The sequence below is a fragment of the Roseomonas indoligenes genome (genome assembly GCF_017813365.1).
GTDB classification, from domain to species: domain Bacteria; phylum Pseudomonadota; class Alphaproteobacteria; order Acetobacterales; family Acetobacteraceae; genus Roseomonas; species Roseomonas indoligenes.
The window spans coordinates 47,908-73,497 of sequence record NZ_JAGIZA010000018.1; the positions used below are offsets into that span (position 1 = coordinate 47,908).

Here is a 25,590-nt window from a genome sequence, read left to right on the forward strand (position 1 = left end):
GCGGCCTACAACATGCGGCCGGTGGTGATCACGGATTACGTCGGGGATCGCGCGATCGGGCCGCAGGAGGCGAACCTGTTCGACATGGGACAGAAATACGCCGATCTCCTGTCGCTGGATGAGCCGAAGGCGCGGCTCTCCGGGAACGAGGGCTGAGGCTGGCCGCTCCGAGTGGCCCCAGGGAGGCTCTGCCTCCCCCGACCCTCCGCCAGGAGGCTGGTTGGACCTATAGGTCCAACCCTGGACCTGCATCGGGCTGCCGCGGGACTGACCTGATCTGTCAGCCTTTCGGGATCGGGACCGATCCTACCCTATTCATGCCGTCGCCTCGGCTTCACGAGCCGAGGCGCGCCGTCGGCACAGCAAGACCAACTCCTAGAAAAAGATGATGGTGAGGGGCCCGGGGAGAGGAGGAATTCCTTCTTCCTCTCCTCGGCCACCGACCGCCCCCAGAGGTTCAGATGCCCCACCCTACCGGGCGCCGCGCGGAGCGGCCGACATGCAGCGTTCCCCGCAGCATGACGACTTCCTCCGGCCTGTCCGGCTCCTCCATGCGGGCAAGGAGCAGGTCCAGTCCACGGCCGACCACGGCCCGGAGTGGTTGGAGGATGGTGGTCAGTTCGTAAGGCGGCCTCAGCGCGGCCGCGACGCCGTCGAAGCCGACGACGGAGACGCCGCCCGCCTCTCCCACCGGCACGGAGCCGGCGCGCAGCGCATCGACCACGCCCATGGCCATGCCGTCGCTGACGGCGAAGACGGCGTCGGGGCGTTCCTCGGGCGGCATGGCGGCGATCCGCGTGCCGGCCGCCCATCCCCCCTCCCGCGTGGAGCCGCCGTCGAAGCGCAGGGCCAGGGCATGGCCCCGCTCGGCGAGGCGGGCGACGAAGCCACGTTCCCGGTCGAGGCTCGTCGAGGTATCGGCATGGCCGCCGACCACGGCATGGCGCGCGTGCCCGGCATCGAGCAGCCAGTCGGCCAGCCGCGCCCCGCCTTCCGCGTTGTCGCAGCACACCGCCGTCCCGTGCTCCCGCGCCACGCGGTTCACCATGACGAGCGGGACCGCATTCTCCCGGCAGATCGTCGCGATGCGGGAGGGCAGGACCGCGGAGGTCACGATGCAGCCGTCCAGCTGGTATTGCAGCAGCGCCTGGGCCGTGCGGTCCTCCATCGATCCTTCGCCCGCGTGCAGGATGACCAGCCGCTGCCCGCGCTCCGCGGCCTGTGTGACCAGCTCCTCCAGCAGCGCCGGGTAGAAAGGGTTGTGCATCGGGCCGAGTACGAGCCCGATCAGGCCGCTGCGCCCGCCCAGCAGCGTGCGCGCCATCGCGTTCGGCGCGTAGCCCGCCTCGGTCGCCAGGGCATCGATCCGCTTTCGGGTGGCGGGGGAGATGCGCCCGTCGCCGCGGAGCGCGCGGGACACGGTTGAGACCGAGACGCCGGCGGATTGGGCAAGGGAGAGCAGCGTGGCGCGGGCTGGCCGGAGCCGCGGGGCGGGCAGATCCATGCGGCGATGCTAGCACAGCGTCACGTCGAGCAAAGGTTTGCGCTGGATGGCAGGACCAATTCTGCATCTGCCCTGACGCAGTGCAGCATCATGCTTGCGCAAAGCTTTGCTCAAAGTGCTTGAACAAGGCGCGGTTGCCGGGCCATGCTCGCCCTAACCCCGCCGGCTCACGCGGGGAGGAAGAGAGACAACGAGGAGGAAGCGGATGCATCGGGAGATCCAGTCCGAGGCCGATTGGCGCCCAGCCGGTATTGCGAGCTCCGGCCGCTGGCTACGGCAGGTGACGGAGGAGGAGGTCGCCGATCTCGTCGCCGCCCTGGATGCCCTGAAGGCGGCCGGCAAGCCCATGCTCGGCATCACCCGCCGCGACGTGCCGCTCGGCCGCTTCGCCGACGTACTGCAGGACGTGCGCGCCGTGGTGGAGGACGGGCCCGGCTTCATCGTGATGCGCGGCCTGCCTACCGCCGGCCGCACGCCGGATGAGAACAAGCTGATGGCCTGGGCGGTTGGCGCCCATCTCGGCGTGGCGCGCCCACAGGGCAAGGCCAGCCAGCTCATCTCCGACGTGCGCGACGCCGGCGGCACCTACCGCAGCGGCAGCGGCCGTGGCTACAACACGAATGCCGAGCTGGACTACCACACGGATGGCAGCGACGTGGTCGGGCTGCTCTGCCTCAACACCGCGCGCTCCGGCGGGCTCAGCCGCCTCTCCTCCACCGTGGCCATCCACAACGAGTTGGTCCGCACCCGCCCCGACCTGGCGGAGGCGCTCTACGGCCTCTTTCCCCACAGCCGGCAGAACGAGGAGGCGGCGGACGAGGCGCCCTGGTACATGGCGCCGGTCTTCAGCGAGCGCGACGGCGCCTTTGCCTGCCGCTACATCCGCAACCACATTCGCTCCACCCAGGCAATGGAGGGCACGCCGCGCCTGACCCCGCTCCAGCACGAGGCGCTGGACACGGTGCAGCGCATGGCGGAGAGCCCGGACTTCTCCTTCGACATGTGGCTGGAACCCGGCGACTTCCAGCTCGTCAACAACCACGTCCTCATCCATTCCCGCACGCATTACGAGGATTTCGAGGAGCCGGAGCGCAAGCGGCACCTGCTGCGCCTCTGGCTCTCCGTGCCCGAGGCGCGGCCGCTCTCCCCCGCCCTGCTGGACGTCTACAAGAGCGTTGACGCCAATAGCGTGCGCGGCGGCTTCAAGGGGCGCGGCGTCACGCCGGAACTCGTGGCCTATCAGGCCCGTGCCGCGGCGGAGCTGGGCATGCGCGACACCCCCTACAGCATCTAGGGCCGCCTGGGCCGGGCGCCGCTGCGCCCCGCCCCCAAGACGAGGCCCCCCCGAGAGGGCCGATCACGGGAGGAACCGCCAGCATGACGATCCAGCGCCGAACCCTCCTGGCCGCCGGCGCGGGGCTCGCCCTCGCCCCCCGCGCCAGGGCCGAGGACTGGCCGACCAAGCCCGTCCGCGTTGTCGTTCCCTACGCGCCCGGCGGCGGCACGGACATCTTCGCGCGCGCCCTGGCGGAAAGCCTGCGGACCCTGCTCGGCCAGCCCGTGGTGGTGGAGAACCGCGCAGGCGGCAACGGCGTGGTGGGGGCGGAGCACGTCATGCGCTCCCCGGGCGATGGCACCACCTTCGCCGTCTGCACGGGCGCGCACGTCATCAACAAGTACTCCATGCGCAATATCCCCTTCCATCCCGTGAACGACTTCACGCCCATCGCCCTTCTCTCCAGCTTTCCGCTCTGCATCGCCGTGAACGGCCGCGCCTTCCGGGATCTGGCGGGCATGATGAAGGCGGCCAAGGAGAAGCCGGGCAGCGTCAGCTTCGGCACCACGGAGGCCGCCACCAGCTTCGCCGGCAACAATTTCGCCCGCATGGCCGGCCTGACGATGACGGAAGTGCCCTATCGCGGCAGCGGCCCGATGCTGAACGACGTGATCGCCGGCCACCTGCCGACCTGCGTCACCAGCACCGTTTCCGTCCTGCCCTATATTCAGGACGAGCGGGTCCGCGTCCTCGCCGTCACCTCCGATACGCGCTCCCTGCTCCTGCCAGAGGTGCCGACGATCGCCGAGAGCGGGGTGCCCGGCTACGAGTTCACGGCCTGGTACGGCATGTACGCGCCGCCCGGCCTGCCCGCGCCGATCGCGCAGCGCATGGCCACGGCGATCCAGGACGCACTGAAGGAACCTGCGCTGAAGGCGAAGCTGCTGGAACTCGGCGCCGACGTGAAGCCGATCGTCCTCGGTTCCTTCGCCACCTTCCTGCAGCGCGACGATGCCCGCTGGGCCCAGGCCGCGCGCGAGGGGCTGATCAACGTCTCGCAATAATCACGGGAAAGGCGCCGCCGACTTGGCCGCACAGACCATCACCGAGAAGATCCTGGCCGCCCATGCCGTCGGCGGGACCGCCCTTGCGGGCGAGACCGTCACGGTGCGGCCGGACGTCGTCCTTCTGAACGACGTCTCCGGCCCGCTCGCCTTCGAGGGGTTCGAGGAGATGGGCGCCGCCCGCCCTTTCGATCCGCAGCGCATCGTGCTCGTGGCCGATCACTTCGCTCCGGCCCCCAACATCGCTGCGGCCGGGGCCATCCGCATGACGCGCGATTTCGCCGCGCGCCACGGGATCCCGCACTATTACGAGCCCGGCAATGGCGGGATCGAGCACACGCTCCTGGCGGAGCTCGGCATGGTCGGCCATGGCAGCGTCGTCTTCGGCGCGGACAGCCACACCTGCACGGCCGGCGCCTTCAATGCGCTCGGCATCGGCTTCGGCTCCACGGACCTCGCCGCGGCCATGGCGACGGGGCAGCTCTGGATGCGCGTGCCGGATTCCATCCGCGTGGAGCTCACGGGCAGGCCCGGCCCCTATGTCGCGGGAAAGGACGTGATCCTGGAGGTGATCCGCCGCATCGGCTCGGACGGCGCCGCGGATGCCTCCCTGGAATTCGGCGGCCCGGGCCTCGCCAGCCTTCCCGTGGACGCCCGCATGGCCGTGGCGAACATGGCCGTGGAGGCCGGCGCCGATACCTGCGTGCTGGAGGGCGATGCCCTCTCCGCCGCGCGCAACGCGGCCACCGGCGCGCCGAACGGTCCGCCCGTGGCGGCCGACCCCGGCGCCAGCTATCGCCACCGCATCGCGATCGACCTCGGCGCCCTCTCCCCCCTCGTCGCCCGCCCCCCATCCCCTGCCAACGGCGTGCCGGTCGAGGCGCTGCGGGGGCAGCGGGTGGATCAGGTCTATATCGGCAACTGCTCCAACGGCACGATCGAGGACCTGCGCCAGGCCGCCGCGGTCCTGCGGGGCCGGCATGTCGCGCCGGGCGTGCGGCTCGTCGTCGTGCCGGCGACGCAGCGAATCTGGCGCCAGGCCCTGGCGGAAGGGCTGCTGGACGCGCTGGCGGCCGCTGGCGCCGCCGTCTCCACCCCCACCTGCGGCGCCTGCTTCGGCGGCCATATGGGCATCCTCGCCGCGGGGGAGACGGCCATCGCCACCACCAACCGCAACTACCGCGGCCGCATGGGCGACCCGGACTCCCAGGTCTTCCTCGCCAATGCCTGGGTCGCCGCCGCCGCGGCGGTCGCCGGCGAGATCGTCCCGCCGGATGCGCTGCGCGCCGTGGTGAAGGCGGCATGAGCGCGCTCCTGCAAGGCCGCGTCCACCGCTTCGGGGACGAGGTGAACACCGACGTCATCCTCCCCGGCCGCTACCTCGCCCTGCGCAGGCCGGAGGAGCTGCGCGCCCACTGCCTGGAAGGGCTGGACCCCGGCTTCGCCGACCGCGCGCGCCCGGGCGACATCCTCGCCGCCGGCCGCAACTTCGGCTGCGGCTCCTCCCGCGAGCACGCGGTGGTGGCGCTGCGCGCGGCGGGGGTGGGCGCCATCGTCGCCGTCAGCGCGGCGCGCATCTTCTACCGCAACGCCGTCAACCTCGGCCTGCCCGTGCTGATCTGCCCGGAAGCCGCCGCTGCCCTGAAAGCGGGCGAGCCGGCCACGGTCGACCTCGCTACCGCCTCCATCCGCCAGGGCGACCGGACCTGGCAGGCCCAGCCCCTGGGCGAGGAGGTGCGCGCCATCCTCGCCGCCGGCGGGCTGGTCCAGCGCGTCCGCGCCGCCCTCGCCGCCTGAACCCCAGACCCCACCAGGAGACACCCCATGGCCGATCCCCGCCTCAAGGCCGCCCTCAAGGCCGGCGATTTCGTCGTCGCCCCCGGCATCTTCGACATGATCTCCGCCCGGGTGGCGGACCGGATGGGCTTCGCCGCCCTCTATGCCACGGGCTATGGCACCGTCGCCTCCCATCTCGGCGTGCCGGATGCGGGCATCGCGACCTACACGGACATGGTCTCCCGCATGGCCCGCTTCGCGCAGGGCAGCACGACGCCCGTGATCGCGGATGCCGATACCGGCTATGGCGGGCTGCTGAACGTGCGCCACACCGTGATGGGCTACGAGGCCGGTGGCGTCACCGCCATCCAGATCGAGGACCAGGAGGTGCCGAAGAAGTGCGGCCACACCCCCGGCCGCCGCGTCATCCCCGCCGAGGAGATGGCGCTGAAGATCGAGGTCGCGGCCGAGGCGCGCAGGAGCGACGACTTCCTCATCATCGCCCGCACCGACGCCCGCACCACCCTCGGGCTGGATGAGGCGATCCGCCGTGGCAAGCTCTACGCGAAGGCCGGCGCCGACATCGTCTTCATCGAGAGCCCCGAGAGCGAGGAGGAGATGCGCCGCATCGGCGGCGAGATCGATGCGCCCCTGCTGGCGAACAACGTGGATGGCGGCGGCCGCACGCCGATCCTCTCGGCCGAGACGCTGAAGTCCATCGGCTACAACGTCGCTATCTATCCCGCGATCGGCTTCCTGAGCGTCGCGAAGGTGCTGGAGGAGGCCTATGGCCACCTGCGCCAGCGCGGCGACAGCCACGGCCTGGATATCTACCCGTTCAGCGGGATGAACGAGCTGATGGGCTTCCAGGAGGTGTGGGACTTTGACGCGAAGTGGGCGCGCCCCGAGCGCAAGCAGGCGGCCGAATAGGCCGCCCAGTTGCGAAGGAGCCGACCATGACAGGATCGATTCTCACCCGCCGCGCGCTCGGCACCATCGGCGCCGGGCTGCTCGCCACCCCGGCGCTGGCCCAGCGCGCGGCCTGGCCGGACCGCCCGGTGACGCTGGTGGTGCCCTTCACCCCCGGCGGCGCCTCGGACACGCTGGCGCGGCAGGTGGCGCAGCATTTCCCGCGCTTCGCCAACGGCCAGGCGCTGGTGGTGGAGAACCGCGCCGGCGCGGGCGGGCTGGTGGGCGGCGCCTATGTCGCGGGGCAGCGGCCGGACGGGAACATCCTGCTGATGGCCGATATCGGCGCCAACGCCATTGGCAAGGAGCTCAATCCCCGCCTCGGCTACGACCCGATGACGGCCTTCACCCCCATCATCCACCTCGTGAACCTGCCGGCCGTCTTCTTCGCCCATCCCTCCGTGCCGGAGAGGACGGTGGCGGATGTCATCGCCCGGGCGAGGGCGCGGCCGGATGCCTATACCTACGCCTCGGCCGGGGTGGGCAATGGCAGCCATCTCTTCATGGCCCTGCTCTGCCGCCGCGCCGGCATCTCCATGGTGCACATCCCCTATCGCAGCGGATCCGAGATCGTCACCTCCGTGATGCGGAACGAGACGCAGCTCGGCTTTCCCAGCCTCTCCTCCGCGCTTCAGATGCTGAAGGAAGGCGCGATCCGCCCGATCGCCATGGGCAATCCCGGCGGCAGCCCCGCCATGCCGGGGGTCCCGCCTGTCAGCGACACCCTGGCCGGCTTCGACATCGGCGTCTGGTACGGCGTGGCCGCCCCCGCCGGCATGGCCCCCGATCTCGCGCAGCGCATCAACGAAATCTTCGCCGGCATCGCCGCCCTGCCCGAGGTGCGGGACGCCGTGTTCAACTCCCAGGCCGGGAACGTCGTCGGCGGCACCCGGGAGGATTTCACGCGCTTCCTGCAGAAGGAGTACGACACCTGGACGCCGGTGATCCGGGAGGGCGGCATCCGCCAGGAGTGAGGCTTCGCCCCGGCACGGTCCTGCGAGCCCGGACGGCGGGAATCAGTGGACCGCCATGCCGTGCCGCCGGTGCAGGTCCGACGCGATCTGGTCCGACCAGCTCCAGCGTCCGGAGAAGGCGCAGTGATCATTCCGCCGGCAGCCGTTCCGGCCGGAGAAACGACTTGGTGGGAAATAGGCGCCGGAGCGCCGAGCAGCCGCGGCACCTATGGCTCATGTCCCTCGGATCGCGTCCCGAAGTTGGAGACCTCTGCCACTCGTCATCATTCTGCGGGTTGAAGCATTCCTAACCTGCGATAGCCTGGGGGTTCAGGGCTGAACGCGGCTCGCCTTGCACTTGGAGAGGTTCGTCGTGCAGCCACCTTCAACGCCGCATTTCCGCCTCGGCGCCTTCGCGGTCATCGCGGGGGTGCTGTGCGGGGCCACCGCCGCCTTCGCCTACACCGCCGGCTGGCTCTCCCCAGGCCGCCTCTCGCGCGAGAAGGTGGTGGGCGCGCTGAGCCCACCGGGCGGCCCCGCGCCGGGACACCGGCGGAACCATGTGAAAGGCATCTGCTTCACCGGCACCTTCGAGGCGAACGGGGCCGGCGCCGCCCTGTCCCGCGCCCGGCTGCTCGCCGCCGGCGCCTATCCCGTGATCGGCCGCCTCAATCTCGGCACCGCCGCCATCTCGGAGCCCGACGCCAAGGCCCGCGTGCGCGGCCTCAGCCTGCAGATCCTCGGGCCAGACGGCTCGGAGTGGCGCACGGGGATGATCACCCCGCCCTTCTTCCCCGTCTCGACGCCGGAGGCCTTCTACGCCCTGCTTCAGGCCTCGGCGAGCAAGGAGCCGGGGGCCATGCCCGCCTTCGCCGCGGCGCATCCGGAGATCGCGGCCTTCGGCGCCTGGGCCGGCAGCGCCCCCTGGACCGGCAGCTACGCCGAGGAGCGCTACAACGGCATCAACGCCTTCGTCTTCACGGATGCCGGGGGCAGCGACCACGTCGTGCGCTGGTCCATGCGGCCGGCGGCCCAGCCCGTTCCCGTTCCCCCGGACCATCTCGCCACGCGCGCGCCCGATTTCCTGAACCAGGAGATCAGGACACGCCTCGCGGCCGGCCCGGTCCGCTGGACCATGGCGCTGACCGTCGCCGAACCGGGTGATCCCGTGGACGACCCCAGCAAGGCCTGGCCGGAGGGCCGCCGCACCATCGATGTCGGCACCCTGACAATACAGGCGCTGCAGGAGGAGGCGGACGGCCCCTGCCGCGACGTGAACTACGACCCGACCGTGCTGCCCGACGGCATCCGCACCTCGGCCGACCCTTTCCCCGCCGCCCGCTCCTCCGCCTATGCCCTGTCCTACCGGCGCCGCGCGGCCGAGGCCGGCAGCTATCCGCACACCGCCCCGGGAGCCCGCCCATGACCGTCGCGCGCTTCAGCCCGCTGCAACGCCTGGTCCACTGGGTGATGGCGGCCTGCATCCTCGCCATGCTCTTCATCGGCGTGGGCATGGTTTCCACCATATCCGCCCGCTACCTGACGCTGGTCTCCATCCACAAGCCGTTGGGCATCGCGATCCTCGTGCTCGCCCTGCTGCGTCTCGTCCTGCGGCTCCGCCGGGGCGCGCCGCCGCTGCCGGCGGACCTGCCGGAGCCGATGAAGCTCGCCGCGCACCTCTCCCACCTCGTCCTCTACGGGCTGATGTTCGCCATGCCGCTGCTGGGTTGGGCGATGCTGTCCGCCGAGGGCTACCCGGTGGTGCTCTTCGACGGCCTGCGCCTCCCGCCCATCCTGCCGCAGAACCTGGAGCTCTACGCCCTGCTCCGGGGCGCGCATGGCTACCTCGCCTACGCCTTCTTCGCGGTGATCCTGCTGCACCTGGGCGCGGCGCTGTTCCACGCGCTGGTGCGGCGCGACGGCGTCTTCGAGGCCATGGCGCCTGTCCCGACCCGCGCGCTCGACTAGGCGCCAGCGAGGGGCGCCGGGGGCATGCCCGGCGCAGGATCCTGGCCGGCGGGGCGCCTCGACGGCCCGCGCAGAGGTGAACCATGCGAGCAACCCTGACGCTGGCCGGCCTCGCCACGCTCCTGATCGCCGCCCGGCTGTTCACCGGCCTTGTCGTCTCGAACGACTCCGCCGAGGTGTTCCTCGTGCTGAAGCGGGTGCCGGAATGGGCCGTGTCGCGCATGGAGACGGCGCAACAGCCGCTCCGGCGGGACTGGATCCTGGACAGCGACGAACAGGCCCTTGTCTATGAGGGGGCCTATGTCTGGCTGATGCAGGCGGGGCCCGCCCTCGCCGGCCTGGCCATCGCGGGGTTGTCGTTGTTGGCCCTGCGCCGCCGCTGATAGCCTCCCGGGGATGCGCTCCCTGTTCCTCGCGGTCCTCGTCCTCGTCCTCCTCCCCGCTGCCGCAGGGGCCGCGGTGCTCTGCCCGGCGATGCAGGATGGGCGGCCTCTGCGGGAGGTGACGCTGTTCGACGGCCCGCCGGCCGAGCTGGCCAGCCTCGTTCCCGACCAGCGGGGGCGGCGGGTCACCTGGGACGTGGCCTATATCCGGCAGGCCGGGCGTGCCGCTTATCTCGTATGCGGCTACGACCGGGTAACGCGGAAGCTGGAGGCCGAGGTGCCGGCCCGGGCGCGCCAGTGCGGCTTCACCTCGGCGCCGGGGGGACGGATCGCCGGGGCGGTGGAGTGCCAGTGATGGGCACCGCGAGATCGCCAGCGAAGCCTTCGCCCGGGGGATGACACGCCACGGCCTCTCACCCCCGGCCCGAAGCGGGGAAGGTCATGAAACGGGAATGACCGCCAGCGGGACGGCAGCCTCTGCGCGGCGTTGCTGAACCCCGCATGCCGCTGGCATCGTGCCACCTCGGAGGCACCCTATCCTTGCAGCCCGGCCCGAAGGCGCGTCAGCCGACCTCCGTCGTCCTGGGGGACCTCTTCCTGCGGGCACCGTCCGAGCACGTCACGCTCGACTGGCTGCTCCGGGGCCTGGGGGACCGGTCCTTCGGCGTGCTCCTCCTCCTGCTGGCGCTTCTCGGTGCCCTGCCCGGCGTGTCGGTGGCGGTCGGCCTTCTCCTGCCGATCCCGGCCTACCAGATGCTGCGGGCCCATCCCGGCCCGGTCTTTCCCCGCGCGGTGGCGGCGCGGCCGATCGCGGCCCGGCCGCTTGCCCGCCTCGTCCGCGGCGTCGTCCCGGTCCTCCGCCTGCTGGAGAAGGTCGTCCATCCCCGCTGGACTACGCCCTTCGAGGCCACCAAGCGCGCGGTCGGCGCGGCCGTCCTGCCGGTCAGCGTCGGCTTCTTCGTCCCGCTGCCGCTGAGCAACATCCCGCCGGCCCTGGTCGTCGCCCTGATCGCCTTCGCCTATCTGGAGCAGGACGGCCTCCTGCTCCTCGTCGGGCTCCTGACCGCGCTGGCCGTTGTCGTGGGCGCAGCGATCCTCGCCTGGGAAACGTTGAGCACGACGGGCTGGGTGCCTGGCCTGCTCTAGGAGAAGCCCGCCCGTGACGATCATCGTCTCCGTGAAGATCAACGACGGCGTGGTCATGGCCGCCGACAGCGCCGGCACCATGGCCAGCGGGCAGGTCTATGCCCATGCGAACAAGATCACGAACCTCTACGAGGGCCTGCCGATCGGCGCGATGTCCACCGGCGCGGGCGGCATCGCCAACGAGTCCGTCGAGACCCTGCTGAAGGACCTGCGGCGGCGCCTGGCGGGGCTCGATCCGGACCATGCGGACTGGCGGCTGGATCCCGCGTCCTACACGCTGGAGGAGGTCGCGCAGCGGCTGCGGGCCTTCCTCTTCGAGGAAAAGGTGCTGGCCTGCGCCGAGGGTACCGCCCTGCAGCTGCGGGTCTGTGGCTACTCCGCCGGGCGTCCGCTCGCCGAGGTGTGGGAGGTCAACATCATCGATCGTGCCTGCCCGTCGCCCCGCTGCATCATGGGCGAGGAAGGATTCGGCGTGCTGTGGGACGGGCAGTACGAGGCGCTCAACCGGCTCATTCTCGGAACCGGCTTCGAGATCGGGGCGGCCCTCGCCCGGCATGGCATCCCTAAGGGCCAGGCCTCGACGCTGCAGGCCCAGCTGGTCGGGGACCTCTACGCCACGCTCTCGGCCCCGGCGATGCCGATCCAGGACGCGATCGACCTCGCGCGCTACCTTGTCGAGACCACCATCGGCTTCGTGCGCTTCGCGGTCTTCCTTCCGAAATCCGTGGGCGGGGCGGTGCAGATCGCCGCAATCACCAAGCACGAGGGCTTCCGCTGGGTGCAGCGCCCGGCCCTGCACGGTGCGGAACCCCGGTAGTCGCCATCATGCCCGCGGGGAAATTGCCGCAACTGGCGGCGTTCAGGCGCTACCTTGCCTGCCGGCCCGCTTTGCCGGGCGTGAGCAGTCCAGGACAGGACATCCGGCATGACCGTTGAGGAACGAGAGCTCTACGACAGCCCGAACGGCGACCGGTGGTCCCTTGTCCGCGAAGCCCGTTCGGGACGGGTCTTCGTCCGTCACGAGCCGAACCTCGCCTCCGGCGGCGAGACCACGATGGTCGAGGTGGCCGATTTCCTCCGGCGAGGTGCAGGGCCGGAGCAGCAGGAACTGCTCCGCCTGATCGGCACGCTCGTCGAGGAACGCTGATGCCGGCTCGCAAGGCGGCCGCCCGGTGGGGCTGCGCCTATGGCGTGATGAGGATGGCGCCCTCCGCGCGGCGTTCCTCCGCGGCCCGGTGCACCTCGACGATCTGGGCCAGTTCGAAGCGCTGACCGATATCGACCGCCACATGGTTCCTGCCAATGGCGTCGAACAGGTCGGCGGCATGGGCGCGAAGGGCCGAAGGCTCCGCATTGTGCGGGAAGACGGAGGGGCGCGTGAGGAACAGCCCGCCCTTCTGGCCCAGCAGTTCCGGGTCGATAGCGGGCGCCTTGCCAGAGGCCGCGCCGTAGCTGACCACCAGCCCGAAAGGGGCCGCGCAGTCGAGCGACTTCAGCAGCGTATCCTTGCCCACCGCATCATAGACCACCCGCGCCTTGCGCCCGCCGCTCGCCGCCAGGAAGGTCTGCGGCCAGTCCGGGTCGGTAAGGTCCAGGACGGCTGCGCAACCCGCGGCCAGCGCGGCTTCCCGCTTGCGGGGCGAGCCGGTGGTGCCGATCACCGTGGCCCCCAGCGCGGTCGCCCAACGGGTCAGGATCTGGCCGACGCCGCCAGCGGCCGAATGCACCAGCAGCAGATCCCCCGGCTGAACCGCGTGGGTCGCGCGGAGCAGGTACTGGGCCGTCAGCCCCTTGAACAGGAGCGTGGCCGCGGCCTCGTCGCTCACGTTGTCCGGCAATGTCACCAGCTTCTCCGCCGGAACGTTACGGCGGTCGGCATAGGCCCCGACGCCCGCATTCATGGTGGCGACGCGCTCACCCGGCCGGATCCCCGTCACGCCGGGCCCGACCGCCTCGACCACGCCCGCCGCCTCGAAGCCGAGGCCCGTGGGCAAGGGCAGCGGGTAGAGGCCCTTGCGCTGGTAGACATCGATGAAGTTGAAGCCGATCGCCGTGTGCCGAAGCTGCACCTCGCCCGCGGCGGGCGGCGCCAGATCCTCGTTCACGACCGACATGACCTCGGGTGGCCCGAACTCGGCGACCACGACCCGGCGGGCTGCTGACATGCTCATCTCCTGACGAAGCTTCTGCCCTTCCTCCGTAGGCGCTCGTGCGTCCGACATGAAGGCCGGCGATTCCCATCTGACCAGCGCGGCAGGCCGCGCTTCGCCGTTCCACGGCGATCGCTGAAGGGACCTCAACGCCCAGTCGACCGTCGAAAAGGACGAGAGGACCGCTGGCCGGCAAACCGCGCCACCGGGAACCCTCGCTGCGGGACCTGAACCGGCACGGAGCGGTGCCGTCGCGCTCAGGCGCACGGCCTCTCCGGCATTGCGGCAACACCATCGATCGAGAGGGAAAGCGGGCCGGCGAGGCACGGGCGGGTGCCTACAAGCCGGCCCTGACCACCGACCTGCTTGGAGGAGCGGTCGGCGGCTGCGCGACATATAGGGCATGGATGCCGCCGGCGCGAATCACGGCCTTTGGACACCGCACGGCCGCCGAAAAGCCGGCCAGGACGCCGCCCCGCCCTTCTCAGGTCGCGTCGCCCGGTATCCTCCGGAGATGGAAGCCTGGCGCTTCCGAAGGATCGGGCGCTGCCGGGAGTTCCTGCAGGGCGGCCCGCATGTCGCGCGCCCCGGCCTGCCAGCGCTGGGTGAGCGCGGAGGGCGAGAAATCGAAGGTCTTCTGCATGTCGGCCGCTTCCGTCGGGGCGCCGTAGCTGAGGTGGAGCACCGTCGTGGCCTGGGGCCGGCCCTCCTGCAGGACCGAGGCAACCGCCGGGTCCTGGCGGAGTTCGTCCGGCAGTTGCGACTCCAGGCCCGCGATCAGGGCCCGCAGCCGGTGCTCGCGCTGGCGGCCGTCGAGGATGAGGCCGGTCTGCCCGGAGAAGACGAGGTCCACAGCGCGGGCCGTGGTTTCCGCCAGCGAAGCCGGCCGCCGGCCCCTCTTCGAGAAGAGGTCCAGCACGAAGCAGACCCGCTCGCCGCGACCGGGATCGTCGAGCACGAGATCGACGGGCGCATTGGTCGACAGGCCGCCATCGCCCAGCAGACGCCCGTCGATCTCGATCGGGGCAAAGTCGGGCGGCAGGGCGCAGGATGCCAGGATATGCTCCTGCCCGATCCGCGTGCCGTGCCGCGTATCGCAGATGACCCGCTCGCCGGATGAAAGATCCGTCGCGACGGTGCTCAGGCGAGGGGCCCTGGCGCTGTTCAGCAGATCGAAATCAACGAGCTTCTCCAGGCGGCGGCGAAGCGGCTTCAGGTCATAGAGCCCCGGGGCCCTGCTCTCGCTCCAGGGAAGAAGGTGGGGCACGAACAGTCGGGGATGCCCGGACAGACGAAGCTGGAGGACCGCCGCCCAGCCCTGGGCCTTTCTCCAGGGCCCTCGCGGGCCGGGTTGCCCGAGCCAGAGCGAGGCCCAAGGGGCCGGATCGTAGGCCATCTCATCCCAGAAGCGGCGGAGATGCTCGCTGCGGCGCCCGGCCGGGTTGCCGGCGATGATCGCCGCGGTCACCGCCCCAACGGATGCGCCGGCAACCCAGTCCGGATCGGGGCCGCCCTGCTCCTCGAGGCAGGCATAGGCGCCGGCATGGTAGGCGCCCAACGCCACCCCGCCCGAGAACACCATGGCATGGGTCCGCCCCACCCGGTCCGGCACCCCTTCCGAGGGGGATCGAGGCTCGCCGCGCAGGTCGGTGGACGGGCGAGGCGGCCGTGGCCCCGCCGGGATTGCATCCTGCAAACCGTCGCGCCTACTTCGATACGGGCCCGGGCGGGCCTGGAGGCAGGGTGGCTTCAAGAAAGCGGAAGGCCGAGGTCAGGCCGATATCGGCCATCCGCATCGGCATGGAGGCCAGATCGAGCGACAGGGCCGCGATGGAGGTCATGGCGGCGAGGGGAGCGCCGCCGCTCTCAGGCCTAGCGCGCCAGCCTCCCTCCACCCCGCGGCCGTCCCGCATGGGCTCGAAGAGGGCGCCCGGCGTGTCCTCGCTCGGTTCCCCGGACAGGAAGCCGGTGTGCAGGGCCCGGCCCGTGAACCAGGTGGTGAAGTTCGGCGCCAGCTGCCTCTGTGCGACGGCCATCTTCCCGAAGCCGCCGATGACCACCTCCGCCTGCGGCTGCCGGGTCAGCCCCACCACCGTCTGCGCAACCTCCTCGGCCGTGTAGACCGGCGGCGCGGCGCGCACGCGGCGCCCGCTGTAGTTCGCGGCATGGTCGAAGAAGGGCGTGTCGATCACAGAAGGCAGGATCGTGCAGATCTGGATCCCCGGCTGGTCCAGCACTTCCTGCCGCAGCGCTTCCGAGAAGCCGCGGATGGCGAACTTGCTGGCGGCATAAGCGGAGCCGTCGGGCTTGGACGTGGCCCCCACGATGGACCCGTTCTGGATCAGCGTGCCGCGGCCCTGCGCGCGGAACTGCCGCATCGCGACCTTGGCCCCGTGCATAAAGCCGAAGAGATTCGTCTCGATCACGCGCCGCCACACGTCGGACGGAATGGACTCGAGCCGCCCGAAGGCGGCAAGGCCCGCATTGTTGAACCAGACGTCGATCCGGCCGAAGCGCTCCAGCGCGCGCCGGCCGAGGGCTTCGACCTCCTCCTCCCGCGTCACGTCCGTCGGCACTGCCAGGGCCGCACCGCCCAGCGCCGTGCATTCGCGCGCCACGTCGTCGAGCATCTCCGCCCGCCGCGCGCCCAGCACGACGGAGGCGCCCGTGCGGGCGAAGGCCAGGGCCGTTGCCCTGCCGATTCCGCTGGACGCGCCGGTGATCACCACCACGGGCGCGCCGCCCGCAAGGGATCCTGCGCGCCGGCTCTTGTCTTCGGTTGCTGTCATCTGTCGCTCATGTTCCCGGGCAAGCAATGTGTTGCCAGCGAAGTGCTGACATCGGGCCTTCCGGCGGTGCCGCTCTTGCCTGCGGGACACCGCGAGGACCCGGCCGTTGCCGGGCATCGCGGCCTGCGCGGCATCCCCGGCGGATCGGGTGTTGCCGAATGCTAGCGGGTGGATGTGGAGGAACGGTCTGCCGGATCGTAGGTCGTCGTATGGGGAATGCCGAAGCTGCTGGCCGGATTGCCCTTCGACGAATCCTTCTCAAGGAACCAGCTGAGCGGTGCCGCGAGAACCAGGGCAAGGATGGCTGCGCCCGCGATCACGAGCGTCGAGGAGTTCACGTATTTCATGCTCGCCCCTGGGATGCCGGACATACGAAGATTCCAGATGAAGCACCCGGGCGAGCGCTGCCCTAACCCAGGCGAATGCCCCCTGGATTTTCGCGGTCACCTCCACGTGACGCGTCATGTGGCGCTGGGCCCTGCACACGCCCCGGCCCTTTTCGTCCCGGAGCAGCCGCACGTCTCTCATGATCCCGAGCGGAGCGGCCCGTGCCCAGTCGAAACGAGGCGGCACAAATTGGGTTAGTTGCGCGGCGGCATTCGTTCAGGGCAGGAAACGGCGCATGACACCCGGGAAGCGTGCCGAACGGAGCCTCGACGCGCTGAGCTTCTTTGTCTCCGACGCGCGTTACGGCCTGGGTGCCTTTCTCGGCGTGTATCTCATGACGGAGCACGGCTGGGACGCGGGGCGCATCGGCGCCGCGCTCTCCATCGGCGGGCTGACCGGCCTGGTGTCGCAGACCCCGATGGGGGCGCTGGTGGACAGCGTGCGCGCCAAGCGCGCGCTGATCGCAGGCGCGACGGTGCTCGTCACGCTGACCTGCCTCTTTATCCCGCTCGCCCCGTATTTCTGGCCGGTGGCGCTGGCCGGGGTGGTCGGGGCCCTGGCCGGCGTCACCATCGGCCCCACGCTGGCGGCCATCTCCCTCGGCGTGGTCGGCCCCGAGCGCTTCGCCGGGCGTGCCGGGCGGAACGAGGCCCTGTTCCACCTCGGGGATGGAATGATCTCCCTGGCCATCCTCCTCACTGCGCCCTTCTTCGGCAGCGCGGTGCTGTTCTGGAGCATGGGCTTCACCATGATCGCCAGTGTCCTGGCCGCCGCCGCCGTGCCCGCCCGCGCCATCGACCATTCCGTCGCGCGCGGCCTGCCGCCCGGTGCGGTGCCGGTGCAGGGGGCATCCGCTTGGCGCCTTCTGCTCGGCTCCCGCCCGCTCCTCGCTTTCGCGGCCTGCGGCGCGCTATTCCACCTGGCCAATGCCTCCATGCTCGGCCTCGTCGCCCAGAAACTCGCGCTGCAGAATCTCGGGCAGGGCATCACCCTGACCGCGGCCTCGGCCATCGCCGCGCAATCCGTCATGGTGCCCGTAGCGGCGATGGCCGGTGCGCGCGCGGATGCCTGGGGAAGGCGGCCGCTGCTGCTGGCCGCCTTCGTCGCGCTGGCGCTGCGCGGGGTGCTGTACACCCTGTCCGACAACACTGCCTGGCTGATCGCCGTGCAGCTGCTGGACGGCGTGGGCGCGGGGCTGATCGGCGCGCTCTTCCCCGTGGTGATCGCGGATCTCAGTCGGGGAAGCGGGCATTTTGCGGCGGCCCAGGGCGTGGTGGGCACGGTGCACGGTGTCGGCGGCGTGCTCAGCGCGGGGATCGCGGGCCAGATGGTGGTCCGGGCGGGCTATGACGCCACGTTCCTGGCGATGGCGGGCGTTGCCGCGCTGGGCGGCCTGCTGTTCTGGCTGATCATGCCGGAGACGCGCGGCATGGCGCAGCGCTGAACCCCCTTCCGTCTTTCAACGGTGCGGGATCCACCTGCAACGATCAACGAGGCTGTGGAGGCGCGCGGTCGCCGCCGGGATCCGCCGGGCGGCGGAGCAGGATGTATGCCCCGAGCCCGACATAGCATCCGCTGCCCGCGTGCAGCATCAGGTGCAAGGGCGAGGAGAAGCCCCGGAGGATGAGGAGCAACAACAGGTCGCCCGCCGGGATCAGCAGCGTGACGGCGAGGACGAGCCCTGCGGCGCGCAGCCCGGAGAGCAGGGCGAGAACGAGGACGTAACCGCCGAAGGCGATGTCGCGGATGCCGAGGGCGCGCACATAGCCGAGCGCCTCTCCTTCCGGCGCGGGGAGCCCGAACAGGGCCGCGCCCATTCGCGGCGCCAGCACGATGAGGACGCCCAGCGCGGCCAGCGCCGCGCCGGGCGAAAGGGCGAACAAGGACCAGGGATCCCAGCGGCCCCGCTCAGACAAGGGCCGGCGATCCGCGATGCGGCCGCACCGGCCTTCTCCCTTTTCAGTCGTACCCGGCCATGGCCTGGGGCTCGACCACGAAGCGGTCCTCGCGCCGCCACCAGCCGGGCTTCTGCACAATGGGCGCCTCGAACCGCCCGCGCATGGCCAGCGCGCGCACGGCCTGGGCCAGCGGCGTCGGCCGGGGCGGGGAATGGCGCACGTCGAAGACGCCCGGCTCGTACCGGCCGTTGCGCTCGCGCAGGAGGGAGCACCAGTCCATGGCCCCGAACATCGACCACACGGTGACGGCCCGCAGGTCCGCACCCTCCTGCCTGAGGCGGCTCGCGGCGTTCCACACCTCCAGCAGCCAGCGGACGCTCTCCTCGGGCTCCACGCAGCCGAGATGCGCCTCCGTGACGGCCACGGGCAGGCGGTAGCGTTCCCAGGCCTCGCGCAGCCTCGCCTCGGGGCCGATATGGATGTCCGGCGGCAGCGGGACCCGGACGGCCTCCGTATCGGCGTAGACGCGGTCGCCGTTCCCGCCCACGGTGTTCGGCGGATAGAGCGTGACGCGGTGGTCGAGGAAGCGGTCGCTGGTGACGTAGTGGTTGATGCCCACGATGTCCGGCGGGCAGGGCTCGGCGACCATCGCGTCCAGCTGCGCCTGCGGCACGCCCTCGGCGATCATGATGTCGTACCAGGAATGGTGCCGGTCCACCCGGCCGCAGAGCAGGTCGAGGCTCAGCCAGCGCCGCTCGTTCTCATGCGCCGCCTGGCCCGCCAGCGGCCCCGTGGAGAAGACGCGGCCGAGATCCTCGGTCTGGACCAGCCGCGCGTCCGGGCGGACCTGGCGGATGGCCCGCATCGCCAGGGCGGTGCCGCGGCACTCGTTCATCAGGGCCGTGAGAAAGCTGCGCATGTCGTTGCCATGCGGAAACCAGTGGCCGTAGAGGCCGGAGAAGCGCGCCGTGGTCAGCGGCTCGTTCACCGGGGTCCAGTCCTGCACCCAGGGATAGCGGGCCGCGGCCTGCGCCGCGTAGGCGGCCAGCTTCTCCGGAAATTCCGGGTCGAGCAGGCTGGTGTAAGCGGGGCCGGATCCGTGATGCACGAGGCCGACGATCGGATCGCAGCCGAGTTCGCGAAGCCGCCCGAGGCGCGCATCGGACCAGCTCCAGTCCATGCGGGAGAGGTCGTCGGGCGCGACCTTCTCCCACAGGACGGGATAGCGCAGCTTGCGGATCCCGAGATCGGCGATGAGGTCCAGGTCGTCCGGACGGTCGTGATGGCCGGTGTCCCGGAGCTGGTCCCGCCATGCATCCCCGACGCGAAGAACGGTGCACTCCACCCCGCCCCACAGCTCCAGATCACTCATGCTTTCACCCGTCCCGCCCAGCCTGTTTGAGGCGGTGCTGGCACCGCACTCTCCGGCAACAGCGCAGGGGCGAAGAATTCGTTGCCAGGACTTGCTGTTATAGTTTCAGGCGCCGTCACAATAAGGCCATCATTTATCTGTGTTAAGAAAGGGCCTGCCTCGATCGTTTTGGTGGACCCGGTTTGTTCCCTTGCCGAGTCTGTGAGATGGAGGGAAGGACCGGGAACTTTCCTTCGGCCCGAGCATCGGGCCGGGAGTCGAGAGGCAGGAGGATCGATGGCATCGCGGGCGGGGCGATTTCGATGAAGGTCATCATGCTGCCCTGCGTGGAAGGCGGCATCGGCCATGTGTCCCGGACGGCGACCCTGGCCCGCGCCCTGAAGCGCGCGGACCCTTCCGTGCAGATCGAGTACGTGATCGACACCGTCCGGCTGAGGTCGCCGAATGTCGAGATGACCGTGCAGATGGGCTACCAGCCCCGCCTTCTGCCCCCGATTTCCCGGCAGAACCGGAAGGCCGTGACTGAGGCCTGCTTCGGGGATGCGGACGTCATCGTGGACGACACGGCGCGCTATCTGTTCCCGCTCCGCGCCGGCGTGCCCCGGGCCGCCTGGGTCTCCATCCCCATCCCGCCCGTCGGCGATGAGCTTTTCGGCGACTGGCCGATGATGCGGCAGATGGATGCCCTCATCTGGGCTTATGCCCCTCTCGTCCCCCGGCCGGAGGAGCTGTCGCTCGTCGAGGACCTGATCACGACGACCGGCCCCTTCCTGGATTTGGCCGCGGTGCCCGGGCGAGAGGAGGCGCGGGCCGGGCTCGGCGCGGAGCCGGGAAGCCCCATGATCCTCTACGCGGTCCGGAATTTCCCCTTCAGCCGGGAATTCGGCATCCGCGTCCTCTCCAGCGTCTACCGGGCGGCGGAGCGGTTGCAGGCCAGCACCCATCCCGGGCTGCGGCTGCACCTCGTGGCCGTGCACGACCGGGAGGAGTTGCGGGGCATCCTCGGGCTGGATGCCTTCCCGGACTGGGTGCGTCTGGAGGGCGTGATGCCGCAGGCCGATGCGCTCCGCCATATCAGCGCTGCTGATATCGTGATCGGGGAGGGGACGAGCACCATGCACGAGGCCGCCGCCCTCGGCACGTCCATGGTGCTCGTGCCCGGCCCCATTTCCGAGACGCTTCTGCTCGGCGAGGCCTTGGGGCGCGAAGGGGGGGCGCACAGCTTCCTTCCTGATGCCGTGAGCCCGGAGGCACTGGAAGGCGCCTTCCGTGCCGTGCTCGACAGGCCCGGCGAGGCCGCGGCCATGCGCGACCGCGCGCGGAGCCTGGTTACCGGCGGGGGGGGCGTTGACGCGGCCGCCCGACTGGTTCTCGAGATCGGCGCGAAGCGCCGCCACAGCCCTGCAAGGCCCTGATGCAGCACAACCCCGACGACGCCCGCACCGTCCACCGCAGTTTCACCGAAGGGGGCAGCCCTGCCCCTTCAGGCACCGCCCCGGAGCTGGCCTTCCGGCCAAGCCTCTTCCAGAGCTTCTTCCTTGGCGGCTTCGAGTGCTCCACCCACCGTCGCGGGGACGGGCGGCGGCTGGACCTGATCCGGAGCACGCGCCACGACGACCTTGTCGCCCAGGACTACCGGCAGCTTGCCGGCTACGGCATCCGCGCGGTCCGCGACGGCGTGCGCTGGCACCTGATCGAGACCACCCCGGGCCATTACGACTGGTCCTCCGTCCTTCCCGCGATCCGCGCGGCGCGGGAGACGGGGACCCAGGTGGCCTGGGACCTCTGCCATTACGGCTGGCCCGATGGGCTGGACGTCTACTCCGCCGCCTTCGTGGACCGCTTCGCGGCCTTCGCCGGCGCCTTCGCCCGGCTGCACCTGGAGGAGACCGGCGTCGCCCCCATGGTATGCCCGGTCAACGAGATCTCCTTCTTCGCCTGGGCCGGCGGCGAGGCCGGGCTGATGAACCCCGGGGACAGGGACCCGGAGCGCAGCGGCGAGCTGAAGACCCAGCTCGTCCGTGCCACCCTGGCCGGCACGCGGTCCGTGCGGGAGGCGGCGCCGGGGGCGCGCATCCTGGCGATCGACCCGATCATCAACATCGTGGCCCGCGAGGGAGAGGATCCCGCCGAAGGGGAGGCCCGGAACGAGGGCCAGTTCCATGCCTGGGACATGATCGCCGGCCGCCTGGCGCCAGAACTGGGCGGCGCGCCCGACATGCTCGATATCCTCGGGGTCAACTACTACTGGAACAACCAGTGGCTCCATGGTGGCCCGCGCGAGCCGCTGCTGCCCGGCGACCCCCGGCACACGCCGCTCCGCGACCTGCTTGCGGGCACCCATGCGCGCTACGGCCGGCCGATCTTCATGGCGGAAACCAGCATCGAAGGCGATGAGCGCGCCCCCTGGTTCCGCTACGTCGGCGAGGAGGTGCGCGCCGCCATGCGCGCCGGCGTGCCGATGGAGGGGGTCTGCATCTACCCCGTCCTGTCGCATCCCGGCTGGGACAACGACCGCTACTGCCCGAACGGCCTGCTGGAACTCCAGGAGGGGGACGAGCGGCCCGTCCACGAGCCGCTGGCGGCGGAGCTGGCCGGGCAGCGCGCCCTGTTCCGGGCACTCTGCGGGGCGTCCTGAGGGGCGGAACACCATCGGCCCGATCACGCAGCATTCATTGGCACTGCAACATAGGATTGCGTGACCGAAGCGCCTTTCGAGTACTTACGTCTTCATGATTCGATCCGGTGGCACGCCCATTCGCCCACTCCTCCTCTGCATGTCGCACCTGCCATGGGACCTCGTGCTGCAGCGCCCGCAGCACCTGCTCACCCGCGCGGCGCAGGACTGGAGGGTCGTCTACTTCGAGGAACCGCGCTACGAGCCGCCCGGCCCCAACCTGCCGCGGCTCGATCGCCGAGAGGTGGCCGGGGGCGTGGAGGTGGCGGTGCCGGTCCTTCCCTACTGGGACGGCGTGCCCGGCAGCGTGGAGCGGATGCAGCGCCCCCTCCTCGATGCCCTGCTCGCCGAGGCCGGCCAGCCGGACGTGCTCTGGTACTACACGCCGCTGGCCCAGGCGGTCGCGGGCCATCTCTCGCCGGGCCTCGTGGTCTATGACTGCATGGACGAGCTCTCGGCTTTCCGGGGCGCCTCGCCGCAGATGCTGATCGAGGAGCGGCGCCTCATGCGCCGGGCCGATCTCGTCTTCACCGGCGGGCAGTCCCTCTACGAGGCGAAGCGCTCCATCCGCCACGATGTCCACTGCTTTCCCTCCTCCATCGATGCGGGTCACTTCGCGCGGGCCCGCGCCGGCGAGGTTCCGGAGCCGCCCGAGCTCCGGGACATCCCCGGCCCGCGGATCGGCTGGTTCGGCGTGGTGGACGAGCGGCTGGACCTGGAACTGCTGGCCGCCTGCGCGCGGCTCCGGCCGGACTGGTCCTTCGTGATGATCGGCCCCGTCGTGAAGATCGATCCCGCCGACCTGCCGCGCCTGGCCAACATCCACTGGCTCGGCGGCCGCTCCTACGCGGACCTGCCCGCGCATCTTGCCCACTGGGACGCGGGCCTCATGCCATTTGCGATCAACGAGGCCACGCGCTTCATCAGCCCGACCAAGACCCCGGAATACCTCGCGGCGGGGGTGCCGGTCGTCTCGACCGCGATCGCCGACGTCATCAGGCCCTGGGGCGAGGAAGGGCTGGTCGAGATCGCCGAGACGGCGGAGGCGGCCATCGCCTCCCTCCAGGACGTCCTTGTCCGCCCGCGCGGGCCCTGGCTGGAGGCGGTGGACCAGCAGCTCTCCCAGATCTCCTGGGACAAGACCTGGAACGCCATGTCCGGTCTCATTAGCAAGGGCCGGGCCGGTCTCGCCCTCGAGAGCGTTCGCAGCGCGTGACGTAGAACGGCCCGGACGGAAGCCGTCCGGGCCGGGTGCCCCAGCGCGTTGCACCGCGGGCAGAGAACGTCATAGTGCCGGTCCGAAGCGGATCGGAGCGTGGCATGAGGGTACCGACAACCCGCAGCGAACAGACCTATCCCGTGTTCGATGCCCAGCAGATCGGGATCGCCCGCCGCTTTGCCAGCGGCGCCCCGCACCGCTTCGCCGCTGAAGAGTCGCTCTACGCCATCGGGGATCACGGCGCCCCCGCCTGGCTCGTGCTCGAGGGCTCGATCGACGTGGTCCGCCGCGACGGGCTGAGCCATGAGGCGCCGGTCACAACGCACGGTCCCGGCGGGTTCAGCGGCGAGGTCAACCAGCTTGCCGGCCGCCCCTCCATCGCCGCCGGCCGCGCCGGGCCTGAGGGGTGCGTCGCGCTGCCTTTCGACGCGGCCCATCTCCGAGCCCTCATGGTCGGCTCGGCGGAGCTGGGCGAGATCGTGATGCGGGCCCTGATCCTGCGCCGCGTGAACTTGATCGCGGAGGGTGGTGCCGGGACGATCCTGATCGGCGTGCCGGGCAGCCCGGAGATCGTCCGCCTGCAGGGCTTCCTGGCCCGCGCCGGCTTCCCCTGCCTCGTGCTCGACGCGACAACGGATACCGAGGGGCGGGCGCTGGTGGAGCGCACGGGCCTGCTGCCCGAGGAACTGCCCCTGGCCGTCTGCCCGAGCGGCACGCTGCTGCGGCGTCCGGACGAGGCCGGGCTCGCGGCCTGCCTCGGGCTCACGCCGGTGCTGGACCCGGCGGCCGTGTACGATGTCGCCATCGTGGGCGCGGGCCCGGCCGGGCTGGCCGCGGCGGTCTATGCGGCGTCCGAGGGCCTGTCCGTGGTCGTGCTCGACGAGCACGCGACCGGCGGCCAGGCGGGGGCTTCGGCGCGGATCGAGAACTATCTTGGCTTTCCCACGGGGATCTCGGGCCAGGCGCTCGCCGGGCGGGCCGTCAACCAGGCGCTGAAGTTTGGGGTCGAGATCAGCGTTCCCGTCGCAGTCGAGGGGATCGAGAACGTCGTGGACTGGGAGGGGCCGGTGCTGCGGCTGTCCGGGGACCGTCGCCTGCGGGCGCATGCGGTGGTGGTGGCCTCCGGGGCCCGCTATCGCCGCCCCGCCATTCCCAACCTCGCGACCTTCGAGGGCGCGGGCGTCTCCTACTGGGCCTCGCCGATCGAGGCGCGGCTCTGCGCGGATGAGGAGATCGCCCTTGTCGGCGGCGGCAATTCGGCGGGGCAGGCCGTGGTCTTCCTGGCCTCCTATGCCCGCCGCCTGCACCTGATCGTCCGGCGCGGGCTGGAGGCGACGATGTCGCGCTACCTGATCGAGCGGATCGCGGCCCTGCCCAATGTCGAGATCCATGTCGGCACGGAGATCACGGGCCTGGAAGGCAGCCGCGCCACCGGGCTGACCGGCGCCGAGTTCACCAACCGGATCGACGGCACGGTGCAGCGCCGCGCCATGCGCCACGTCTTCCTGTTCATAGGGGCCGATCCCAACACCGCGTGGCTGGGTGGCGCCGTGAGGACCGACGCCAAGGGCTTCATCCTCACCGGCATGGGCGCGCAGCCTCTTGAGACGAGCCGACCCGGCGTCTTCGCGATCGGGGATGTCCGCGCGGGCTCCACCAAGCGTGTCGCCGCCGCCGTCGGCGAAGGGGCGGCCGTCGTTGCCGGGATCCATGCGGCCATCGCCGAGCGGGCGGCCAGGGCGGTCGCAGCATGATGTGCCAGCATGTCACGACGATCCGCACCGTGACGCCGAGTGCGCGGGGCTGCGAGGAATGCCTGCGGATCGGTTCGCCCTGGGTCCATCTCCGCCTCTGCCGGAGCTGCGGCCATGTCGGCTGCTGCGACGATTCGCCGCACCGTCACGCCCGCGCCCATTTCCACGCGACGAAGCACCCGATCATCGAGGGCTACGACCCGCCGGAGGGATGGGGCTGGTGCTACATCGACGATGCGGAGGTCGCGCTGCCCGACCGGACGCCGCAACTCGGGCCCATCCCGCGCTTCTACTGATCCCGGCGG

27 protein-coding genes are annotated in these 25,590 nt (G+C 71.0%); 20 read left to right on the forward strand and 7 right to left on the reverse strand.

Annotated features, from left to right (window positions below; all coding sequences use genetic code 11):
- Nucleotides 1-12 precede the first annotated feature (12 nt).
- Nucleotides 13-156, forward strand: coding sequence for a cysteine hydrolase family protein (locus tag J5Y10_RS29010; protein ID WP_209376348.1), 144 nt, complete (start codon nt 13-15; stop codon nt 154-156).
- A gap of 301 nt (nt 157-457) precedes the next feature.
- On the opposite strand, the gene J5Y10_RS22405 is transcribed toward J5Y10_RS29010, so the two are convergent.
- The gene (locus tag J5Y10_RS22405; RefSeq protein ID WP_209376349.1) at nt 458-1,504 is read right to left on the reverse strand and encodes a LacI family DNA-binding transcriptional regulator; all 1,047 of its coding nucleotides are present in this window, start codon (nt 1,502-1,504) and stop codon (nt 458-460) included.
- A gap of 205 nt (nt 1,505-1,709) precedes the next feature.
- On the opposite strand from J5Y10_RS22405, the gene J5Y10_RS22410 reads away from it, so the two are divergent.
- From J5Y10_RS22410 to J5Y10_RS22470, 13 genes are all read left to right on the forward strand, one after another.
- The gene (locus J5Y10_RS22410) at nt 1,710-2,798 is read left to right on the forward strand and encodes a TauD/TfdA family dioxygenase (RefSeq protein ID WP_209376350.1); all 1,089 of its coding nucleotides are present in this window, start codon (nt 1,710-1,712) and stop codon (nt 2,796-2,798) included.
- Nucleotides 2,799-2,881: 83 nt separating this feature from the next.
- The gene (locus tag J5Y10_RS22415; RefSeq protein ID WP_209376351.1) at nt 2,882-3,844 is read left to right on the forward strand and encodes a Bug family tripartite tricarboxylate transporter substrate binding protein; all 963 of its coding nucleotides are present in this window, start codon (nt 2,882-2,884) and stop codon (nt 3,842-3,844) included.
- Between the two features lie 22 nt (nt 3,845-3,866).
- A complete protein-coding gene (locus J5Y10_RS22420) occupies nt 3,867-5,150 on the forward strand; it encodes an aconitase/3-isopropylmalate dehydratase large subunit family protein (protein WP_209376352.1) in 1,284 nt (427 codons plus the stop codon).
- Nucleotides 5,147-5,641 (forward strand): LeuD/DmdB family oxidoreductase small subunit, encoded by a 495-nt coding sequence (locus tag J5Y10_RS22425; protein ID WP_209376353.1) that lies wholly within the window; start codon nt 5,147-5,149, stop codon nt 5,639-5,641. The genes J5Y10_RS22420 and J5Y10_RS22425 overlap by 4 nt, the downstream gene beginning before the upstream one ends.
- A 27-nt stretch (nt 5,642-5,668) precedes the next feature.
- A complete protein-coding gene (locus tag J5Y10_RS22430) occupies nt 5,669-6,550 on the forward strand; it encodes an isocitrate lyase/PEP mutase family protein (RefSeq protein WP_209376354.1) in 882 nt (293 codons plus the stop codon).
- Nucleotides 6,551-6,576: 26 nt separating this feature from the next.
- The gene (locus J5Y10_RS22435; protein WP_209376355.1) at nt 6,577-7,563 is read left to right on the forward strand and encodes a Bug family tripartite tricarboxylate transporter substrate binding protein; all 987 of its coding nucleotides are present in this window, start codon (nt 6,577-6,579) and stop codon (nt 7,561-7,563) included.
- 352 nt (nt 7,564-7,915) lie between these two features.
- Nucleotides 7,916-8,968: a catalase family peroxidase gene (locus J5Y10_RS22440; RefSeq protein WP_209376356.1), complete on the forward strand. Its 1,053-nt coding sequence runs from the start codon at nt 7,916-7,918 to the stop codon at nt 8,966-8,968.
- Nucleotides 8,965-9,510: a cytochrome b gene (locus J5Y10_RS22445; protein WP_209376357.1), complete on the forward strand. Its 546-nt coding sequence runs from the start codon at nt 8,965-8,967 to the stop codon at nt 9,508-9,510. The genes J5Y10_RS22440 and J5Y10_RS22445 overlap by 4 nt, the downstream gene beginning before the upstream one ends.
- Before the next feature lie 83 nt (nt 9,511-9,593).
- Complete coding sequence (locus J5Y10_RS22450) at nt 9,594-9,893, forward strand: hypothetical protein (RefSeq protein WP_209376358.1); 300 nt, start codon at nt 9,594-9,596, stop codon at nt 9,891-9,893.
- A 13-nt stretch (nt 9,894-9,906) separates the two neighbouring features.
- Nucleotides 9,907-10,248, forward strand: coding sequence for an STY0301 family protein (locus J5Y10_RS22455; protein WP_209376359.1), 342 nt, complete (start codon nt 9,907-9,909; stop codon nt 10,246-10,248).
- Between the two features lie 185 nt (nt 10,249-10,433).
- A complete protein-coding gene (locus J5Y10_RS22460) occupies nt 10,434-11,039 on the forward strand; it encodes an exopolysaccharide biosynthesis protein (RefSeq protein ID WP_245214976.1) in 606 nt (201 codons plus the stop codon).
- 13 nt (nt 11,040-11,052) lie between these two features.
- A complete protein-coding gene (locus J5Y10_RS22465; RefSeq protein ID WP_209376361.1) occupies nt 11,053-11,856 on the forward strand; it encodes an Ntn hydrolase family protein in 804 nt (267 codons plus the stop codon).
- Between the two features lie 108 nt (nt 11,857-11,964).
- A complete protein-coding gene (locus J5Y10_RS22470; RefSeq protein ID WP_209376362.1) occupies nt 11,965-12,186 on the forward strand; it encodes a hypothetical protein in 222 nt (73 codons plus the stop codon).
- 37 nt (nt 12,187-12,223) lie between these two features.
- On the opposite strand, the gene J5Y10_RS22475 is transcribed toward J5Y10_RS22470, so the two are convergent.
- From J5Y10_RS22475 to J5Y10_RS22490, 4 genes are all read right to left on the reverse strand, one after another.
- On the reverse strand, nt 12,224-13,204 hold the full coding sequence (locus tag J5Y10_RS22475) for a quinone oxidoreductase family protein (RefSeq protein ID WP_209376363.1): 981 nt from the start codon (nt 13,202-13,204) through the stop codon (nt 12,224-12,226).
- Nucleotides 13,205-13,673: 469 nt separating this feature from the next.
- Nucleotides 13,674-14,801 (reverse strand): patatin-like phospholipase family protein, encoded by a 1,128-nt coding sequence (locus tag J5Y10_RS22480; protein ID WP_209376364.1) that lies wholly within the window; start codon nt 14,799-14,801, stop codon nt 13,674-13,676.
- A 94-nt stretch (nt 14,802-14,895) separates the two neighbouring features.
- Nucleotides 14,896-15,978: an SDR family oxidoreductase gene (locus J5Y10_RS22485; protein WP_209376365.1), complete on the reverse strand. Its 1,083-nt coding sequence runs from the start codon at nt 15,976-15,978 to the stop codon at nt 14,896-14,898.
- Between the two features lie 161 nt (nt 15,979-16,139).
- Entirely contained in the window at nt 16,140-16,349 is a 210-nt protein-coding gene (locus J5Y10_RS22490) for a hypothetical protein (protein WP_209376366.1), read from the reverse strand.
- A 251-nt stretch (nt 16,350-16,600) separates the two neighbouring features.
- On the opposite strand from J5Y10_RS22490, the gene J5Y10_RS22495 reads away from it, so the two are divergent.
- Nucleotides 16,601-17,809 carry an MFS transporter gene (locus tag J5Y10_RS22495; RefSeq protein ID WP_209376367.1) on the forward strand — a complete coding sequence of 403 codons (1,209 nt, stop codon included), beginning with the start codon at nt 16,601-16,603 and terminating at the stop codon, nt 17,807-17,809.
- A gap of 43 nt (nt 17,810-17,852) precedes the next feature.
- On the opposite strand, the gene J5Y10_RS22500 is transcribed toward J5Y10_RS22495, so the two are convergent.
- Together J5Y10_RS22500 and J5Y10_RS22505 are read right to left on the reverse strand one after the other, a co-directional pair.
- Nucleotides 17,853-18,248, reverse strand: coding sequence for a DUF4267 domain-containing protein (locus J5Y10_RS22500; RefSeq protein WP_209376368.1), 396 nt, complete (start codon nt 18,246-18,248; stop codon nt 17,853-17,855).
- A 76-nt stretch (nt 18,249-18,324) separates the two neighbouring features.
- A complete protein-coding gene (locus J5Y10_RS22505) occupies nt 18,325-19,635 on the reverse strand; it encodes a family 1 glycosylhydrolase (RefSeq protein ID WP_209376369.1) in 1,311 nt (436 codons plus the stop codon).
- Nucleotides 19,636-19,937: 302 nt separating this feature from the next.
- On the opposite strand from J5Y10_RS22505, the gene J5Y10_RS22510 reads away from it, so the two are divergent.
- The 5 genes from J5Y10_RS22510 (at nt 19,938) to J5Y10_RS22530 (ending at nt 25,581) form a co-directional block, all read left to right on the forward strand.
- Complete coding sequence (locus J5Y10_RS22510) at nt 19,938-21,050, forward strand: glycosyltransferase family protein (RefSeq protein ID WP_209376370.1); 1,113 nt, start codon at nt 19,938-19,940, stop codon at nt 21,048-21,050.
- On the forward strand, nt 21,050-22,273 hold the full coding sequence (locus J5Y10_RS22515) for a glycoside hydrolase family 1 protein (protein ID WP_245214977.1): 1,224 nt from the start codon (nt 21,050-21,052) through the stop codon (nt 22,271-22,273). Before J5Y10_RS22510 ends, J5Y10_RS22515 begins: the two co-directional genes overlap by 1 nt.
- A 94-nt stretch (nt 22,274-22,367) precedes the next feature.
- The gene (locus J5Y10_RS22520) at nt 22,368-23,528 is read left to right on the forward strand and encodes a glycosyltransferase (RefSeq protein ID WP_209376371.1); all 1,161 of its coding nucleotides are present in this window, start codon (nt 22,368-22,370) and stop codon (nt 23,526-23,528) included.
- Nucleotides 23,529-23,632: 104 nt separating this feature from the next.
- Nucleotides 23,633-25,285, forward strand: coding sequence for an FAD-dependent oxidoreductase (locus J5Y10_RS22525; RefSeq protein ID WP_209376372.1), 1,653 nt, complete (start codon nt 23,633-23,635; stop codon nt 25,283-25,285).
- A complete protein-coding gene (locus J5Y10_RS22530; RefSeq protein WP_209376373.1) occupies nt 25,282-25,581 on the forward strand; it encodes a UBP-type zinc finger domain-containing protein in 300 nt (99 codons plus the stop codon). Before J5Y10_RS22525 ends, J5Y10_RS22530 begins: the two co-directional genes overlap by 4 nt.
- Nucleotides 25,582-25,590: the final 9 nt, after the last annotated feature.